The 17,134-nt window shown below is 43.4% G+C and carries 13 protein-coding genes, 2 tRNA genes and 1 rRNA gene; 4 read left to right on the plus strand and 12 right to left on the minus strand.

Translation table 11 applies throughout. The features are described 5' to 3' along the window. Window positions 1-9: 9 nt before the first annotated feature. Window positions 10-1,512: a guanosine-5'-triphosphate,3'-diphosphate diphosphatase gene (gene gppA / locus GKR61_RS01435; RefSeq protein ID WP_154599726.1), complete on the plus strand. Its 1,503-nt coding sequence runs from the start codon at window positions 10-12 to the stop codon at window positions 1,510-1,512. A gap of 64 nt (window positions 1,513-1,576) precedes the next feature. Here gppA and rep read toward each other — a convergent pair whose 3' ends face one another. After that, a complete protein-coding gene (rep, locus tag GKR61_RS01440; protein ID WP_108478778.1) occupies window positions 1,577-3,604 on the minus strand; it encodes a DNA helicase Rep in 2,028 nt (675 codons plus the stop codon). Window positions 3,605-3,912: 308 nt separating this feature from the next. Then, window positions 3,913-5,388, minus strand: a complete 1,476-nt coding sequence (gene ilvC / locus GKR61_RS01445; protein ID WP_132496296.1) for a ketol-acid reductoisomerase — start codon at window positions 5,386-5,388, stop codon at window positions 3,913-3,915. 188 nt (window positions 5,389-5,576) lie between these two features. Between ilvC and ilvY the strand changes: the two genes are divergently transcribed. Next, window positions 5,577-6,473 (plus strand): HTH-type transcriptional activator IlvY, encoded by an 897-nt coding sequence (ilvY, locus tag GKR61_RS01450; RefSeq protein WP_154599728.1) that lies wholly within the window; start codon window positions 5,577-5,579, stop codon window positions 6,471-6,473. Here ilvY and ilvA read toward each other — a convergent pair. The 6 genes from ilvA to ilvL form a co-directional block, all read right to left on the minus strand. Then, window positions 6,465-8,039, minus strand: coding sequence for a threonine ammonia-lyase, biosynthetic (gene ilvA / locus GKR61_RS01455; protein ID WP_036948784.1), 1,575 nt, complete (start codon window positions 8,037-8,039; stop codon window positions 6,465-6,467). The two genes, ilvY and ilvA, sit on opposite strands and share 9 nt — an antisense overlap. A 2-nt stretch (window positions 8,040-8,041) precedes the next feature. Further along, window positions 8,042-9,892: a dihydroxy-acid dehydratase gene (gene ilvD / locus GKR61_RS01460; protein ID WP_154639493.1), complete on the minus strand. Its 1,851-nt coding sequence runs from the start codon at window positions 9,890-9,892 to the stop codon at window positions 8,042-8,044. A 61-nt stretch (window positions 9,893-9,953) separates the two neighbouring features. Further along, entirely contained in the window at window positions 9,954-10,883 is a 930-nt protein-coding gene (locus GKR61_RS01465) for a branched-chain amino acid transaminase (RefSeq protein ID WP_006658220.1), read from the minus strand. Between the two features lie 12 nt (window positions 10,884-10,895). Beyond that, the gene (gene ilvM, locus GKR61_RS01470; protein WP_036948778.1) at window positions 10,896-11,165 is read right to left on the minus strand and encodes an acetolactate synthase 2 small subunit; all 270 of its coding nucleotides are present in this window, start codon (window positions 11,163-11,165) and stop codon (window positions 10,896-10,898) included. Then, window positions 11,162-12,808, minus strand: coding sequence for an acetolactate synthase 2 catalytic subunit (gene ilvG / locus GKR61_RS01475; RefSeq protein ID WP_036948776.1), 1,647 nt, complete (start codon window positions 12,806-12,808; stop codon window positions 11,162-11,164). Before ilvG ends, ilvM begins: the two co-directional genes overlap by 4 nt. A 131-nt stretch (window positions 12,809-12,939) precedes the next feature. Continuing rightward, window positions 12,940-13,038 carry an ilv operon leader peptide gene (gene ilvL, locus GKR61_RS01480; RefSeq protein ID WP_108478773.1) on the minus strand — a complete coding sequence of 33 codons (99 nt, stop codon included), beginning with the start codon at window positions 13,036-13,038 and terminating at the stop codon, window positions 12,940-12,942. A 481-nt stretch (window positions 13,039-13,519) separates the two neighbouring features. On the opposite strand from ilvL, the gene GKR61_RS01485 reads away from it, so the two are divergent. Then, window positions 13,520-15,046, plus strand: a complete 1,527-nt coding sequence (locus GKR61_RS01485; protein WP_154599729.1) for a YifB family Mg chelatase-like AAA ATPase — start codon at window positions 13,520-13,522, stop codon at window positions 15,044-15,046. Window positions 15,047-15,143: 97 nt separating this feature from the next. Here GKR61_RS01485 and GKR61_RS01490 read toward each other — a convergent pair whose 3' ends face one another. Continuing rightward, on the minus strand, window positions 15,144-15,482 hold the full coding sequence (locus tag GKR61_RS01490; RefSeq protein WP_036948772.1) for a DUF413 domain-containing protein: 339 nt from the start codon (window positions 15,480-15,482) through the stop codon (window positions 15,144-15,146). Window positions 15,483-15,593: 111 nt separating this feature from the next. Between GKR61_RS01490 and hdfR the strand changes: the two genes are divergently transcribed. After that, a complete protein-coding gene (hdfR, locus tag GKR61_RS01495; RefSeq protein WP_036948769.1) occupies window positions 15,594-16,424 on the plus strand; it encodes an HTH-type transcriptional regulator HdfR in 831 nt (276 codons plus the stop codon). A gap of 208 nt (window positions 16,425-16,632) precedes the next feature. Here hdfR and GKR61_RS01500 read toward each other — a convergent pair. From GKR61_RS01500 to rrf, 3 genes are all read right to left on the minus strand, one after another. Beyond that, window positions 16,633-16,708, minus strand: a tRNA-Trp gene (locus GKR61_RS01500). Window positions 16,709-16,716: 8 nt separating this feature from the next. Beyond that, window positions 16,717-16,793, minus strand: a tRNA-Asp gene (locus GKR61_RS01505). 56 nt (window positions 16,794-16,849) lie between these two features. Further along, window positions 16,850-16,965, minus strand: a 5S ribosomal RNA gene (gene rrf, locus GKR61_RS01510). Between the last annotated feature and the right edge of the window lie 169 nt (window positions 16,966-17,134).

The raw sequence follows: 17,134 nt of genomic DNA on the forward strand, positions 1-17,134 counted from the left end.
AAATACCCTATGCTGAAATCTTCTTCTCTGTATGCCGCTATCGATTTGGGTTCCAACAGCTTTCATATGCTGGTTGTTCGCGAGACCGCAGGTAGCATTCAGATTATTTCTCGGGTTAAACGGAAAGTTCGCCTGGCTGCGGGTTTAGATAAAGATAATGTTTTATCTGAGCAAGCCATGGAGCGAGGCTGGCAATGCCTGCGTCTCTTCTCAGAACATCTGCAAGATATTCCTAACTCGCAAATTCGAGTTGTGGCAACCGCGACATTGCGCCTTGCCAAAAATGCCGATGTTTTTATTGAGAAAGCCAGCCAGATCCTCGGAAATCCCGTGAAAGTGATCCAAGGAGAAGAAGAAGCTCGCTTGATTTATCAAGGCGTCGCCCATACAACCGGCGGTCCAGAGCAACGCTTAGTGGTTGACATCGGGGGCGGCAGCACCGAACTTGTCACCGGTACAGGCGCTAAAGCTCAGTTACTTTATAGCCTCGAAATGGGTTGTGTAACTTGGCTTGAACGCTACTTTAGCGACAGAACGCTAACAGAAGAAAACTTTGCTCAAGCCGAAGCAGCAGCTCAACACGTCATTGCACCTATCGCAGATGCCCTTAAAAATCACGGGTGGAAAATTTGTGTCGGCGCATCAGGCACTGTACAGGCGATTCAGGAAATTATGATTGCTCAAGGGATGGATGAACTCATCACCCTGAGTAAATTACAGCAACTGAAGCACAAAGCTATCCAGTGCCATAAATTGGAAGAGCTTGAAATCGAGGGTCTCACGTTTGAACGTGCCCTCGTTTTCCCGAGTGGCTTATCGATTCTGATCGCGATTTTCAAAGCACTGAATATCGAAAATATGACATTAGCCGGTGGCGCTCTTCGCGAAGGCTTAGTGTATGGCATGCTTGAACTGCCTATTGAGCAAGATATTCGCGCACGCACGCTACGCAATATTCAGCGACGCTTCCTTGTGGATATTGAGCAAGCTACCCGCGTGCGTCAGCTTGCTGAACATTTCTACCTGCAAGTAGTCAAAGAGTGGGAATTAGATAGCCGTTGCCGTGATTTGTTATCCAGCGCTTGTGCATTACATGAAATTGGGCTGAGTGTTGATTTTCGCAAAGGTTCAGAGCACGCAAGCTATTTAATCACTCACCTTGATTTACCAGGCTTCACTCCCGCGCAAAAACGTTTTCTCGCTGTTCTTCTCAAGAACCAGCAAGGTCAAATCGATCTCGCTTCCCTGAGCCAACAAAATGCACTACCCATTCAGCAAACTTACGCATTATGCCGTTTATTACGACTAGCCATTATTTTCGCCAGCCGTAGACGTGATGATACATTACCAGCATTGCGCCTTAATGCTAATGGACAGGATTTAACCATCGCATTGCCGTACCGCTGGCTTGAGGAGCACCCTTTACGAGCTGAGAATTTACAGCAAGAGGTTCAGTGGCAAGGGTATGTGAATTGGCAATTGGCCTTAGAAGAGCGTAATAGCTCCAATTGATATCGTTCTAAATTGGTGATGATAGGTTCCCACCTTGTAGTGGGAACTCTCTTAAACTCTTTCGCTACTGATCGGTTTTCTTATTTAACCCTAAGCGTGCCTTGATATCCGCTAAAGCAGACTGCCCTTTTTGCATTCGCTCTTCAGCAGTAACTACTTTTCGTTGCTGCTCCCACACCAAATCATCTTGCGGTAATTCCATCAAAAAGCGGCTCAGTTCAGGGCGGATCAGTTCACCGTATTGGCGACGCTCACGGCTATGAGTAAAGAATAACTCTCGCTGTGCTCGCGTAATACCCACGTAAGCCAGTCGGCGCTCTTCATCAATATTATTTTCATCGATACTACTTTGATGAGGTAATAATCCCTCTTCCATTCCAACTAAAAAAACATAAGGAAATTCAAGACCTTTAGATGCATGCAATGTCATCAACTGAACCTGATCTGAATCTTCATCATCTTCCCCACGTTCCATCATATCGCGCAATGTAAAACGAGTGACAACCTGATTGAGCGTCATTGGGTCATTCAGCTCATCCCCTTCAATCATTTCGCTCATCCATGTAAACAATTGATTGACGTTTTTCATTCGCATTTCGGCGGCTTTGGTACTGGCAGAGGTTTCGTACAACCAGCTTTCGTAATCCATCTCCCGTAAAAGATCCCGTACCGCTATCAACGGTTCACGCTCCGAAATCCGGACTATCCCTTCCATCCAATGAGTGAAACGTTGCAACGCTTCCAACCCTTTCCCTGTTAAAGTCTGTTCCAGACCTAAATCAAAGCTGGCGTGATATAAGCTTTTGCCTCGTTGATTCGCCCATTCTCCCAATTTTTGGATAGTTTTAGGGCCAATTTCTCGGCGTGGCGTATTCACAATGCGCAAAAAAGCGCTGTCATCTTCAGGGTTAGTCAGCACCCGCAAATAAGCTAAAAGATCTTTAATTTCAGGACGCGAGAAAAATGATGTTCCACCTGAAATTCGGTAAGGAATGCGGTTTTGCATCAGCATTTTTTCAAAAATACGCGACTGATGATTACCGCGATACAAAATTGCATAGTCTTTATATTGGGTTTTATTAATAAAGTGGTGAGCAATTAATTCACCAATCACGCGTTCCGCTTCATGGTCTTCATTATTTGCTGTCAGCACCTTTAATGGCGCCCCGAAGCCCAATTCAGAAAATAATTTTTTCTCGAAGACATGGGGGTTATTGGCAATCAAAATATTAGCGGCTTTTAAAATACGACCTGATGAGCGGTAATTTTGCTCCAATTTAATCACATTCAGCTTTGGAAAATCTTGGCTGAGTAATACTAAGTTTTGCGGTCTTGCGCCACGCCAAGAGTAAATAGACTGATCATCATCGCCAACGACGGTAAAGCGGGCACGGCTACCCACCAGCAATTTCACTAACTGATACTGGCTGGTGTTCGTATCTTGGTATTCATCCACCAGCAAATAACGGATTTTTTGCTGCCAGCGCTCCCTAACTTCTTCATTATGATACAGCAGCAATGTTGGTTTACTGATTAAGTCATCAAAATCCAAGACATTACAACTTTTTAAATGCAGCTCATAGCGGCGATAGCACTCAGCAAAATGATGCTCTTTTTCCGTTCTCGCTTGCCCAACCACTTGCTGAGGAGAAATAAGATCGTTTTTCCAATTTGAGATCGCAGAGATCAATTGTTGGAGAAGATCTTTATCTTCTTCAAGCAAATCAAACGTGAGTTCTTTCAGTAATGCCATTTGGTCTTGGTCATCAAACAAAGAAAAATTGGCTTTGATCCCTAGCGCCTTATATTCACGTTTGATAATTTCCAGTCCCAAAGTATGGAATGTGGAAATAATTAACCCACGGGCTTCTTTTTTACCTAATGTTTGCCCCACACGCTCTTTCATTTCGCGCGCGGCTTTATTGGTAAATGTCACCGCCGCAATTTGCCGAGGTTGATAGCCACAATGGCGGATCAAATGCGCAATTTTATTGGTAATAACCCGTGTTTTGCCCGAGCCTGCCCCGGCCAAAACAAGGCACGGACCATCTACATATTCAACTGCCTGTTGCTGGCTAGGATTTAATCGCATGGTTTTTTACGTCACTCTCTAATGCTAAAAGATGCAGCCCGAATTGTAGCAGAAACCAAACCTCACAGAAAAATAACTGAGCTAATAGTCGACAATCTAAAGTAATTAAGATTATAGAAGCAAAAAAGCCGCACCATAAAATGGCACGACTTCAATTTTATACTTAAAATAATCACAGTTGGCTTCCTCTAAATCATTTGTACTAGAGGAAGGCGGCAAACAAAACTATCCCTAGGAGCATACAAAAGTATGTGACTAGGGTAGTTTAGTGAAGCCAACGCACCTATAGTACGAAGGATGACGAGGAATTATTGTGCGCTAGAAATCTTCTTCATATCCGTCATATACCCCCGTAAAGTCTTACCGATCTTCTCGATAGGATGATTACGAATAGCTTCGTTAATATCACGTAATTGCGCGTTATCTGTTCCATTATCTGCAACTGGTTTCGCTAAATCACCGGCTTGTAACTTGGTCATAAACTCTTTCAGCATTGGAACTGCTGCAAATGAGAACAGATAGTTACCGTACTCTGCAGTATCAGAGATAACGACGTTCATTTCATATAAACGCTTACGTGCGATTGTGTTAGCAATCAGTGGCAGCTCATGCAGTGATTCATAGTATGCTGACTCTTCTAAGATACCCGCTTCTAACATGGTATCGAACGCTAACTCAACACCCGCTTTAACCATCGCAACTAACAGAACACCGTGGTCGAAATATTCTTGTTCCGCAATTTTACCCGCAAACTCTGGGTAATTTTCAAAAGACGATTTACCGGTCTCTTCACGCCATGTCAGCAAGTTTTTATCATTGTTCGCCCAGTCAGCCATCATTGTTGATGAAAACTCACCTGAGATAATATCATCCATATGTTTTTGGAACAGTGGTGCTAAGATGGTTTTCAGTTGCTCTGATAATGCATAAGCACGGATTTTCGCTGGGTTAGATAAGCGATCCATCATCAGGGTGATGCCGCCCTGCTTCAGTGCCTCAGTGATTGTTTCCCAACCAAACTGAATTAATTTCCCTGCATAGCCTGGCTCTACGCCATCAGCAACCATTTTGTCATAGCTCAGTAACGCACCAGCTTGCAACATACCGCACAGAATAGTTTGCTCGCCCATTAAGTCAGACTTAACTTCAGCAACGAAAGAGGACTCCAAAACGCCCGCACGATGGCCGCCAGTCGCTGCAGCCCATGCTTTCGCAATTGCCATCCCCTCGCCTTTCGGGTCATTTTCAGGGTGAACTGCGATCAAGGTTGGAACACCGAAACCACGCTTATATTCTTCACGAACTTCGGTACCTGGGCATTTTGGTGCAACCATCACAACCGTGATGTCTTTACGGATTTCTTCACCCACTTCAACGATGTTAAAACCATGAGAATAACCCAGCGCAGCGCCTTGTTTCATCATTGGCTGAACAGCACGAACAACAGTGGAGTGTTGTTTGTCTGGCGTTAAGTTAACAACTAAATCTGCTTCAGGGATCAGTTCTTCATAAGTCCCAACTTTGAAACCGTTTTCTGTCGCCTTACGCCATGATGCACGTTTCTCGTTGATTGCTTCTGGACGCAGCGCATAAGCGATATCTAAGCCAGAATCGCGCATGTTCAAACCTTGGTTCAGACCTTGAGCACCACAACCGACGATGACGATTTTTTTACCTTTCAGATAGCCAGCTTCATCCGCAAATTCTTCGCGTTTCATGAAACGACATTTGCCTAATTGCGCTAACTGCTCACGTAAATTCAATGTATTAAAATAATTCGCCATGGTCTTACTCCATTATTCGGTCAGTGTTCTGTTGTGTTCGTATTATCAGGCAACTTCGTTACCTGTTGCTCATTATTGAGCAGTTATGGATTTACTATATGCGATGATGAGCATTGCTTAAATTGATATATTAACAATATAATGTTGCAATATTTGCAACGATAATCAAGGTATCATCAGAGGGCAAAATGGATATTCGTGAACTACAACTGTTTTTGCACTTAGCAGAAAGCTGCCACTTTGGTCGAACGTCAAAGGCCATGCATGTCAGCCCATCCACACTATCAAGACAAATTCAGCGTTTAGAAGATCAATTGGGTCATCCTCTGTTCATCCGTGATAACCGTTCGGTAAAACTGACCCAAGCGGGTGAGCATCTCAAGCAATTTGCCCAGCAAACGCTGTTGCAATATCAGCAACTAAAACATGCTCTCAACCAGCAAAGTCCATCATTAAGCGGTGAATTACGCCTATTTTGCTCAGTCACCGCCGCGTATAGTCATTTACCTCAAGTACTTGATAAATTTCGTGCTTTACATCCACTCGTTGAAATAAAACTCACTACGGGTGATGCCGCAGATGCCGTTGAAAAAGTCGAAACCAAAGAAGCAGATTTAGGCATCGCAGGTAAACCTGAAAAATTGCCCGATAACGTGAGATTCGCCAAAATTGGGGAAATTCCCCTAGTGCTTATTGCCCCATCACTGCCTTGTGCGGTACGGAGTATGGTGACTGAAGCCGAGCCTGATTGGTCTACAGTGCCATTTATTCTTCCTGAACATGGGCCCTCTCGTAAACGTATTGAATTATGGTTTAAGCGCCATCGAATCCATAACCCTTTGATTTACGCGACTGTTTCGGGTCATGAAGCCATTGTTTCTATGGTGGCATTGGGCTGCGGTATTGCATTGATACCGAGTGTCGTCGTCGATAATAGCCCCGAGCCTGTTCGTAGCCGTGTCTCTCAACTCGATAATATTTCGATGGTAGAACCATTTGAACTTGGCGTTTGCCTTCTCAGCAAACGCCTAAGTGAACCATTAATTAAGGCATTCTGGGAATTGCTCCCAGAACACTCAATCTAATGTTTTTCTGCTATCTTGAGGCGCTAAGAAGAAACGGAAGGATGGATTCCCTGTTTCATCATGATATTCATACCCTAGCGCATCAAGGTGGCGATCAAAGCGTACTTCTGGACCCGAAAGCTCAAAGGCCGCCAGCACTCGCCCATAGTCCGTTCCATGACTACGATAATGAAATAGCGTGATATTCCAGTGAGTTCCTAGTGTTTCTAAGAACTTCAATAACGCCCCTGGAGATTCAGGAAACTCAAAACTATACAGCTTTTCATCCAATGGCTTCGATGGGCGCCCACCAATCATATAGCGCACATGCAACTTCGCCATTTCATCATCCGATAAATCAGCGACTTCATAACCATTATTTTGCAGCCCTTGAATAATGTCGTGCCGCTCTTGCTCACCACCATTTAAGCGAACACCCACAAAAATGCAGGCACGCTCTGGGTCAGCATCTGTATAGCGATAATTAAACTCAGTGATTGAGCGGTTACCAAGCAATTGGCAGAATCGCAAAAAACTACCTTTCTGTTCAGGAATAGTCACCGCAAGCAGCGCTTCTCGTTGTTCACCTAACTCGCAACGCTCGGAGACATAACGTAAACCATGGAAGTTCATGTTTGCACCTGACAAAATATGCGCCAGCCTTTCACCTTTAATGTTATGTTGCTGAACATATTTTTTTAGTCCCGCCAACGCTAACGCCCCCGACGGTTCTGCAATCGCTCTCACATCTTCAAAAATATCCTTCAGTGCTGCACAAATAGCATCACTATCTACGGTGATCACATCATCGACATACTGCTGGCATAGGCGAAAGGTTTCGTCACCAATGCGTTTCACAGCAACGCCTTCCGCAAATAAACCAACACGAGGGAGATCAACAGGATGACCAGCCTCTAATGCCGCTTTTAAACAGGCTGCATCTTCAGCTTCTACACCGATAATCTTAATTTCAGGCATCAACTGTTTGATTAATACAGCGACACCGGCAATCAATCCACCGCCCCCAACAGGCACAAAAATACGGTCGAGGTGCGCATCCTGCTGAAGGAGTTCTAGTGCAATAGTTGCTTGACCGGCTATCACTGACGGATGATCAAATGGCGGCACAAAGGTATATCCTTCACGTTTTGCCATCTCAATTGCGTGAGCTTTTGCTTCATCAAAATTTGCGCCGTATAAAATGGCCTCTCCACCAAAGCTGCGAACAGCATCCACTTTGATATCTGCGGTTGCCACTGGCATAACAATTTTGGCCTTAATTCCGACACGATTAGCCGACAACGCTACGCCCTGCGCATGATTCCCCGCGGATGCAGTGACAACACCTTTGGCTTTTTGCTCTTCGGTCAAGCCCGCAATCATGGCGTAAGCGCCACGTAATTTAAAACTGTGTACTGGCTGCCTATCTTCACGTTTGACTAAAATCGTATTACCCAGACGTAAAGAGAGCTTGCTCATTTCTTGTAGCGGCGTCACTTGTGCTGCTTCATAAACAGGCGCACTAAGCGCCGCTTTGAGATAATCGGCACCTGTCGGTGCCGCAGGTAATGGTTTTGCGGCTGCCACAATTAGCCTCCTAATTTAGACTTATCGCGTACAGCACCTTTATCCGCACTCGTCGCCAAAGAAGCATAAGCACGCAAAGCGAAAGAAACCTCACGCTGACGATTACGCGGAGTATAGGCTTTATCTCCGCGCGCTAATTCCGCTTCGCGACGTTTTGCTAACTCACTGTCGTTAACATCTAGGGACATGGTACGCTTTGGAATATTGATATCGATAATATCCCCATCTTGTACCAACGCCAGTAACCCGCCACTTGCTGCTTCAGGAGAGATATGCCCGATTGATAAACCTGAACTTCCTCCTGAGAAACGCCCATCAGTGATCAGTGCACAATCTTTACCTAATCCCATCGATTTCAGATAAGAAGTTGGGTACAACATTTCTTGCATACCTGGTCCGCCTTTAGGACCTTCATAACGGATAACAACAACATCGCCGGCAACAACTTTTCCACCTAAGATAGCCTCTACCGCATCATCTTGGCTTTCAAACACTTTTGCAGGTCCACGGAAAGTTAAGCTACCTTCATCAACCCCTGCCGTTTTCACGATACAGCCATCTTCGGCGATATTGCCAGCAAGTACCGCCAAACCACCATCCAAGCTATAAGCATGCTCAAGATTGCGGATACAACCATTTTCACGGTCAGTATCTAGCGATGACCAACGGCAATTTTGAGAAAATGCTTGAGTGGTACGAATACCCGCAGGTCCCGCTGAAAACATAGATCTTACAGATTCATCCTTCGTCAACATAACATCGTACTGAGCTAATGTTTCTGGTAATGAAAGACCTAGAATATTCTTCACATCTTCCTGCAATAAACCTGCACGGCTCAGCTCCCCAAGAATACCAATCACACCACCAGCACGGTGTACATCTTCCATATGATATTTTTGTGTGCTTGGTGCAACTTTACATAAATGAGGGACTTGACGAGATAAGCGGTCAATATCATCCATGGTGAAATCTACTTCTGCTTCTTGTGCAGCTGCCAGTAAATGCAGAACAGTATTTGTAGAGCCTCCCATCGCAATATCTAATGTCATCGCATTTTCAAATGCAGCCTTTGTCGCGATATTACGCGGTAATGCGCTTTCATCATTCTGTTCGTAATAACGTTTAGTCAGCTCAACAATTCGCTTACCTGCATTGATAAATAACGTTTTACGATCAGCGTGAGTCGCAAGTAATGAACCATTTCCTGGCTGAGAAAGACCCAATGCTTCGGTTAAACAGTTCATTGAATTCGCAGTGAACATCCCTGAGCATGACCCACATGTTGGACATGCTGAACGTTCAATTTTTTCACTATCTTCATCACTGACATTTGGATTCGCGCCTTGGATCATCGCATCCACAAGGTCAAGTTTGATGATTTGATCTGAAAGCTTGGTTTTTCCTGCTTCCATTGGTCCACCGGAAACAAAAATCACGGGAATATTCAGGCGCAAGGATGCCATTAACATACCTGGGGTGATTTTGTCACAGTTGGAAATACATACCATGGCATCTGCGCAGTGCGCATTCACCATATATTCTACTGAGTCTGCTATCAGTTCACGGGAAGGTAAGGAATACAGCATACCACCATGTCCCATTGCAATCCCATCATCCACTGCAATAGTGTTAAACTCTTTCGCGACGCCGCCCGCTTGTTCGATTTGTTCTGCGACGAGCTTGCCTAAATCACGTAAGTGCACATGACCTGGAACAAACTGAGTAAATGAGTTTACAACGGCAATAATTGGCTTTCCAAAATCATCATCGGTCATACCTGTCGCGCGCCATAATGCTCGCGCTCCTGCCATATTACGGCCATGAGTGGTTGTTGCTGAACGGTACTTAGGCATATCTTAACTCCCGAGTTTTAAAACAGGCGGGGAACGACCGCCTGTAATTTTTAATATTTAATTATTGAGGGTTTACTGGATCTAACCAGCCCCATTTGTCTTCTGTTGTACCGTTAAATAAGCCAAAGAATGCTTGCTGAATTTTCTTCGTCACAGGACCACAACGACCGATACCAACTTGGATACCATCAACACTGCGAACTGGCGTGATTTCAGCTGCGGTTCCTGTCATAAAGACTTCATCGGCTAAATACAGAGATTCACGAGACAACGTTTGTTCACGCACTTCAATTCCCATATCTTTCGCTAATGTCAAAATGGCATCACGGGTGATCCCTGGTAACGCCGATGACGTAAATGGCGGGGTATACAAAATGCCATCTTTCACTTCAAAGATATTCTCGCCTGCCCCCTCAGAAAGATAACCATGAACATCCAGAGCGATACCTTCTTGGTAGCCATGGCGGCGCGCTTCGCTACCAACCAGTAATGAAGACAGGTAGTTACCACCTGCTTTTGCACCAGTAGGGATAGTATTCGGTGCAACACGATTCCATGAAGAGACCATTGCATCAATTCCTTGGTCTAATGCCTCTTCACCTAAATATGCTCCCCATGGGAATGCCGCTAAAATAACATCAGTACTGTAGCCATCTGGTGGATTCACCCCCATGCCCACATCACCAATGAAAACTAATGGACGAATATAGGCGCTGACTAAGTTATTTTTACGTAGAGTTGCACGACAAGCTTCCATTAACTCATCAACGCTGTAGCTGACAGGCATACGGTAAATTTTCGCAGAATCATGTAAACGCTGCATGTGTTCACGATGACGGAAAACCACAGGTCCCTTGTGTGAATCATAGCAACGGACGCCTTCAAATACGGAAGTTCCGTAATGCAGAGCGTGAGACATTACATGAACTTTAGCATCTGCCCATGGCGTCATTTCACCGTTAAACCAAATAAAGTCAGCTTTCTTAGTCATTTTATCTATTCCTTACATTGCACTTTGTGTGCGTAATAGTCGCGATTCTTGTTGTTTTATTTCAACTTCAGTGATGTCAGCCAACTTCGTTAACTGTGCACATAACTGTGCCAACGGTCTCTGGCTGCTGACAGTTAGTTCGATACTTACATTATCACTATCTGATAATTGATCCACATTCATAGAACTAATCCGAAATCCACGATGGCGAGTTACTCGCAAAATACGCTCTAAAACCTCGGGGCGGAAACGGGCTAATATCGAGAGTTGATGTTGCATCATAACGGTTTCTCCATCATTTTTTCGTTACTAGCCCCTGGTGGAACCAATGGCCAGACATTTTCTAATTCATTAATTGATACCTGTAATAAAAACGCGCCCTCACTTGTCAGTAGCTCATCGAGTGCTGCGTCCACTTCTGATTTACATGTAATACGGCGACCTTGAATGCCAAAAGCGCTAGCTAATGCAACAAAATCTGGATTGTCAGTCAAAATGGTTTCACTGTAGCGTTGCTCAAAAAACAGCTCTTGCCATTGACGAACCATTCCTAATCGTTGGTTATCTAACAATAAAATCTTAACGGGTAATTGCTTACGTTTGATAGTTCCCAGCTCTTGCACGTTCATCATGAAAGATCCATCGCCAGATACACAAACAACGGTATCTTCAGGGCGAGCAACTTGAGCTCCCACCGCTGCGGGGATCCCAAAACCCATCGTTCCTAACCCGCTTGACGTTAAAAAATTCTCTGGTCCATCAACAACAATATGCTGAGCAGACCACATTTGGTGCTGACCAACATCTGTTGTAACAACAGTATTGGGTTTCATTTTGTCTGACAGCTGTTTCAGCAATAATGGGGCATAGATTGGTTCGCCGGGGTGGTCATAGCGCCAGCCAAACTCGTGCTTGAGTTGTTGAACCTCTTCCTGCCAACTTGTGATATTTTTTGTCACCATCAATTGAGGCAATAGCGCTTTCGCATCCCCCAATAGTGCTACATGGGTTTGACGTAATTTATCCAACTCAACGTGATCAATGTCGATATGAATAACTTTCGCATTAGGAGCAAAAGTGTTTAATTTACCTGTAACTCTATCGTCAAAACGCGCACCAACCGCGATGAGTAAATCACAACGTTGCACTGAAATATTGGCAGCTTTTGTACCGTGCATCCCCAACATGCCTAGATAGTTTTTATCTGCTGGATGTACTGCACCTAAACCTTTCAAGGTGACAACTGACGGAATCTTTGTGTGTTCTATAAAGGCTCTTAATTCAGTTACAGCCCCTGACATTCCGACTCCACCACCAATGTATAACATCGGTTTTTCTGACTGTTCCAACAGCGTTCTTGCTTGTTGGATTGCATCCTCAGAAGTCGAATCTTGTTGCTCTACAGGCATTAAATAGGGCGATAAATCTGCACGTTGCAGCTGAATATCTTTCGGAATATCAATCAGTACTGGTCCGGGACGCCCACTATTTGCGATTGCGAAAGCTTCAGCAAGAATACGAGGTAAGTCCTCTATGGATTCCACCAAAAAACTATGTTTTGTACAGGCCAAAGATAATCCTAAAACATCAATTTCCTGAAAGGCATCTGTACCAATAAACTCTGAAGCTACCTGCCCGGTGATAGCAACAACAGGGACGGAGTCAAGCAATGCATCAGCCAATCCTGTAATCACGTTTGTTGCTCCAGGACCTGAAGTCGCAATACAAACACCTGTTTTTCCTGTCGAACGAGCATAGCCGATGGCAGCGATAACTGCGCCTTGCTCATGGCGACACAGCAAATGCTCCACACCACCATCGTACAACGCGTCATAAACAGGCATGATAGCGCCACCTGGATATCCAAAAACAGTATCAACGCCTTGTGTCCTTAATGCTTGAACTAACCACTGTGCTCCGTTCATGTTTATCACCTATCTGCCTTTTTATTTACTTGTATTTATTATGTTTTTATTATCTTTGTTGGTTTGCATAAATTTTATGTCAAAAAAAAACCCCGCGCCTTTCGGTGCGGGGTTCTCGTAAGATTTAGCTATTATTTCAGCTTTCGTCGTCCAAGTGCAGCCCCGCACGGTGGGATAATAATCACCACCACGCTAATAATTAGGCTAATCACTTGGATGAATTTGTTCATGTGTTTAATCTTTTCAACTTTAATCGTTATCTTTATTAAAGAACTATCATTTTAAAATTACTTTGACAACTCTTATTTATTTTTTTAATGATTAAGTTTTTTATTTCATTTAAATTCAATGAATTACAATTAAATCAGACTAAACAACTATTAATAAAGCAAAAAACTAGCGATTAGCAATAATATTTGCCCATGATTTAGCTCAATTCTCTATCTCTGATTTAGCGAAATGTACGCCATCAAGCCTATCCAAAAAATTAACCTCAATTAACCAATTTGCTGTTGAAACTATTGTTATTCAAAAAACAAAATGAATGTAACTAGCTAAGTTAAAGGCTTCAAAGCGCATCGAGAAAAAATGAAACACCCATGCAATTAAACAATTTAATTATCGAGTCGCTTCGCAAATATGAAAATCACAATAGAAAAACACGCCTGATTCACAACAGAATATTATGCTAGTCAATCAAAGAGGTGATTTATGGCGTTAGCTATTGTTTACACGCGAGCATCTATTGGATTAGACGCTCCTCTTGTGACCGTTGAAGCTCATATTAGTAATGGACTACCGGGGTTAACTCTAGTTGGATTACCAGAAACTGCAGTTAAAGAAGCGCGAGATAGGGTACGGAGTGCTATGGTCAATAGTGGCTTTGAATATCCAGTAAAAAAGATGACGGTAAACTTAGCGCCAGCAGATTTGCCTAAAGAAAGTGGTCGTTATGATTTAGCTATTGCGATTGCAATACTGGCGGCATCTGGACAAATTCCTGATCAGTTATTGGAGCACCATGAGTTTCTTGGTGAATTAGCGCTCTCTGGAGATATACGTTATGTCAACGGCGGGATCCCTGCCGCTCAAGCAGCAATAAACCAAAACAGACAATTAATTCTATCGAAAGATAATCAATATCAACTCAGTTTATTAGCAGATAGTAGCGTCTGTTTTGCCGCATCTTTACTGGAACTTTGTCATTACTTGCATCAAAAAAGTACACTATCGAGGAATCAACAAGTTATTCAACATGCTTATCCCTCTGACCATGAAAATGATATTCGCGATATCATAGGTCAAGAGCAAGGAAAGCGAGCATTAGAAATCAGCGCAGCAGGTGGACACAATTTATTACTGCTAGGTCCTCCTGGTACAGGTAAAACTATGTTAGCTCACAGGTTGATAACTTTACTCCCGCCCTTAACGCCTCAAGAAGCACTGGAAGTCACAGCATTACATAGCCTTAGCCAAACCATGGAAACCATAAATAAGTGGCCTACACGACCATTTAGATGCCCTCACCACAATACATCAATGACCGCTTTGATTGGTGGTGGCTCCTTACCTAAGCCAGGAGAGATATCCCTCGCCCATCACGGCATATTGTTTCTAGATGAATTACCTGAATTCACACGCTCCGTATTAGACTCTTTACGAGAACCGCTAGAATCTCATCAAATTGTCATTTCAAGAGCAAAAGCTAAGGTGTGTTTCCCTGCTAACTTCCAATTAATCGCAGCCCTTAACCCTAGCCCCACTGGGCATTACCAAGGAGAAATGAGTCGTACCTCTCCAGCGAAAGTACTACGATACTTATCACGCATTTCAGGGCCATTCTTAGACAGGTTTGATCTCTCTATTGAGATCCCTCTACTCCCTCTAGGTACTTTAAGTCAACAAACGCACCAAGGCGAAGCTAGCAAACAAATTCGCTTACGAGTTATTGAAGCAAGAAACCAACAAATCAATCGAGCGGGTAAAATTAATAGTCAGCTAACAGCAAGTGAAACAACAAAAACCTGCCTACTGGCTGCTGAAGATGCACTATTCTTAGAGAATGCACTTATTAAACTAGGGCTATCTATCCGCGCTTGGCACAGGATTCTTAGAGTTTCGCGAACAATTGCAGATCTTAGCTATTCACCGAATATACAACGTGAACATTTACTAGAGGCGCTAGGGTATCGGGCAATGGATAAGTTATTGCTTCATTTGCAAAAACAAGTAAGCTGAAGGAATTAAGACAAAAGTTAATGCTTAGACATAAACAACAAAAGGGACCTAAGTCCCTATTTGTTTTAATGCTTATACTGTTTTAATACTAATGAAATTAATCATCCGTATCAGTATAGTCTTCTGATGGATCTATCTGTGGCTTACCACCCGATAGTGTGTGGAAGCGCTTTGGACGGTTAATTCTGCTAGAATATTTCACCCATACTTTTTCTTCAAGGGTTGTAGGTTCGCGCTCTCCACGGCAAACAGCGACGAATAATTTTTCTTCTTCTGTTTGCGCTGCGCGTTTTCCTGTATCAAGCTCATTGAAAGCTTGACCATGACGTTCTAGCAACTGAGCTTCTTTGATGGTGAAATCACCATGACGAGAAAAGCCACGTGGGTAATGTTTATTATCAAAAAAACGATTAGTCGTGATGAAGCTATCTGCCATCTGACACACTCCTAACTGATTACGGTCAACTCTATATGGCGCGGAGTATTAGACAGCATTGACAATCTGTAAAACAAAACATTTGAATCATCACGACAAAAATTATTGGAGATGCGTGTGGACAGCGAGTTATTAAGAACTTTTTTAGAAGTTAGTAGAACCAGACACTTCGGCAGAGCCGCAGAATCTCTCTACTTAACGCAGTCTGCCGTTAGCTTTCGTATCAGACAGTTAGAAACTCAATTAGGTACAAGTCTATTCACACGACACCGAAATAATATTCGTTTAACTGCTGCTGGAGAACGTTTAGTTCCTTATGCTGAATCTCTAATGAATACATGGCTTCAAGCCAAAAAAGAGATATCACACGCATCCCAGCATACCGAGCTATCTATCGGCGCTACTTCATCATTATGGGAAAGTTATCTCACTGGCTGGTTGGAAGTTTTATATAACCAACATGATGAGCTACGATTAGAAGCTCGCGTATCTACACGCCAATCACTCGTCAAACAGTTACACTCTAGAGAATTAGACTTACTGATAGCGATCGAGCCACCAAAAATGGATGAATTTGAAAGTACCATCATTGGTTCTATTCAACTTCAATTAATGGCATCCCAAAAGAATATAGCCCTTACTCAGTATAATTTTATCAAGCTAGAATGGGGGGCTGATTTTCATCCCAAGAATGAACCAACGCTACTTCAAGATGATTCCCCTGTAATGATTACGACGTCCGCAGAAATTACGCGTCAATTGTTGCCTGTATCGCTTTCAGCGGCATTTTTACCAACACATTGGCTCCAACATTATCCAACGTTAAAAACACTCTCAAATAACGTTATTACTAAGCCTTTATATGCAATTTGGCTGAAAAAAAATGATCAGCAAGTTCTAATTAATCAACTTATTAAAACACCAATACCAAACACCCAATAGACATTAGAGAATTCAAAACAGGGCGAACTGTCGCCCTTTTTTATTGCTATGTTTTATCACTTAAATGGAATATTTAAAGGTAGATAGGTAGGATAAGTGCTAGGAAATTTTATAGTTAGGAAGAAATGAAGGGGTACAAAAAGAAAAACCCGATTAATATAATCGGGTTATCAATAGATACTTCTTTTATTATTACTTAATTGGTAACTGGCAGGGGCGGAGAGACTCGAACTCCCAACACCCGGTTTTGGAGACCGGTGCTCTACCAATTGAACTACGCCCCTAAATTAAGTGGCGGAACGGACGGGACTCGAACCCGCGACCCCCTGCGTGACAGGCAGGTATTCTAACCAACTGAACTACCGCTCCACTTATTCTTTTTGCCTTTCAGCAACTTATTGCTTCGCAATAAGCTTTAATTTAATGTCTGGCAGTTCCCTACTCTCACATGGGGAGACCCCACACTACCATCGGCGCTACGGCGTTTCACCACTGAGTTCGGCATGGGGTCAGGTGGGACCACCGCGCTATTGCCGCCAGACAAATTCTGTTTATTCCCGTCTAAGTTTTCTCTTAAACCAGAATATCAATCCTGAACAAGCTGTGTGTCTACCTTCCGGCTTCTCACTTTCTTTGAAAATCAACTCAATCTCTCATCTCGAAAACACCTTCGGTGTTGTCAGGTTAAGCCTCACGGTTCATTAGTATTG

This window comes from Providencia sp. wls1916 (genome assembly GCF_009706585.1).
Taxonomy (GTDB): Bacteria; Pseudomonadota; Gammaproteobacteria; order Enterobacterales; family Enterobacteriaceae; genus Providencia; species Providencia lanzhouensis.

Excerpts from the sequence above, each read along its gene's own strand:
- gppA (WP_154599726.1), top strand. The coding sequence starts at position 10 with ATGCTGAAATCTTCTTCTCTGTATGCCGCTATCGATTTGGGTTCCAAC.
- rep (WP_108478778.1), bottom strand. The coding sequence starts at position 3,604 with ATGCGATTAAATCCTAGCCAGCAACAGGCAGTTGAATATGTAGATGGT.
- ilvC (WP_132496296.1), bottom strand. The coding sequence starts at position 5,388 with ATGGCGAATTATTTTAATACATTGAATTTACGTGAGCAGTTAGCGCAA.
- ilvY (WP_154599728.1), top strand. The coding sequence starts at position 5,577 with ATGGATATTCGTGAACTACAACTGTTTTTGCACTTAGCAGAAAGCTGC.
- ilvD (WP_154639493.1), bottom strand. The coding sequence starts at position 9,892 with ATGCCTAAGTACCGTTCAGCAACAACCACTCATGGCCGTAATATGGCA.
- GKR61_RS01465 (WP_006658220.1), bottom strand. The coding sequence starts at position 10,883 with ATGACTAAGAAAGCTGACTTTATTTGGTTTAACGGTGAAATGACGCCA.
- ilvM (WP_036948778.1), bottom strand. The coding sequence starts at position 11,165 with ATGATGCAACATCAACTCTCGATATTAGCCCGTTTCCGCCCCGAGGTT.
- ilvG (WP_036948776.1), bottom strand. The coding sequence starts at position 12,808 with ATGAACGGAGCACAGTGGTTAGTTCAAGCATTAAGGACACAAGGCGTT.
- ilvL (WP_108478773.1), bottom strand. The coding sequence starts at position 13,038 with ATGAACAAATTCATCCAAGTGATTAGCCTAATTATTAGCGTGGTGGTG.
- GKR61_RS01485 (WP_154599729.1), top strand. The coding sequence starts at position 13,520 with ATGGCGTTAGCTATTGTTTACACGCGAGCATCTATTGGATTAGACGCT.
- GKR61_RS01490 (WP_036948772.1), bottom strand. The coding sequence starts at position 15,482 with ATGGCAGATAGCTTCATCACGACTAATCGTTTTTTTGATAATAAACAT.
- hdfR (WP_036948769.1), top strand. The coding sequence starts at position 15,594 with ATGCGTGTGGACAGCGAGTTATTAAGAACTTTTTTAGAAGTTAGTAGA.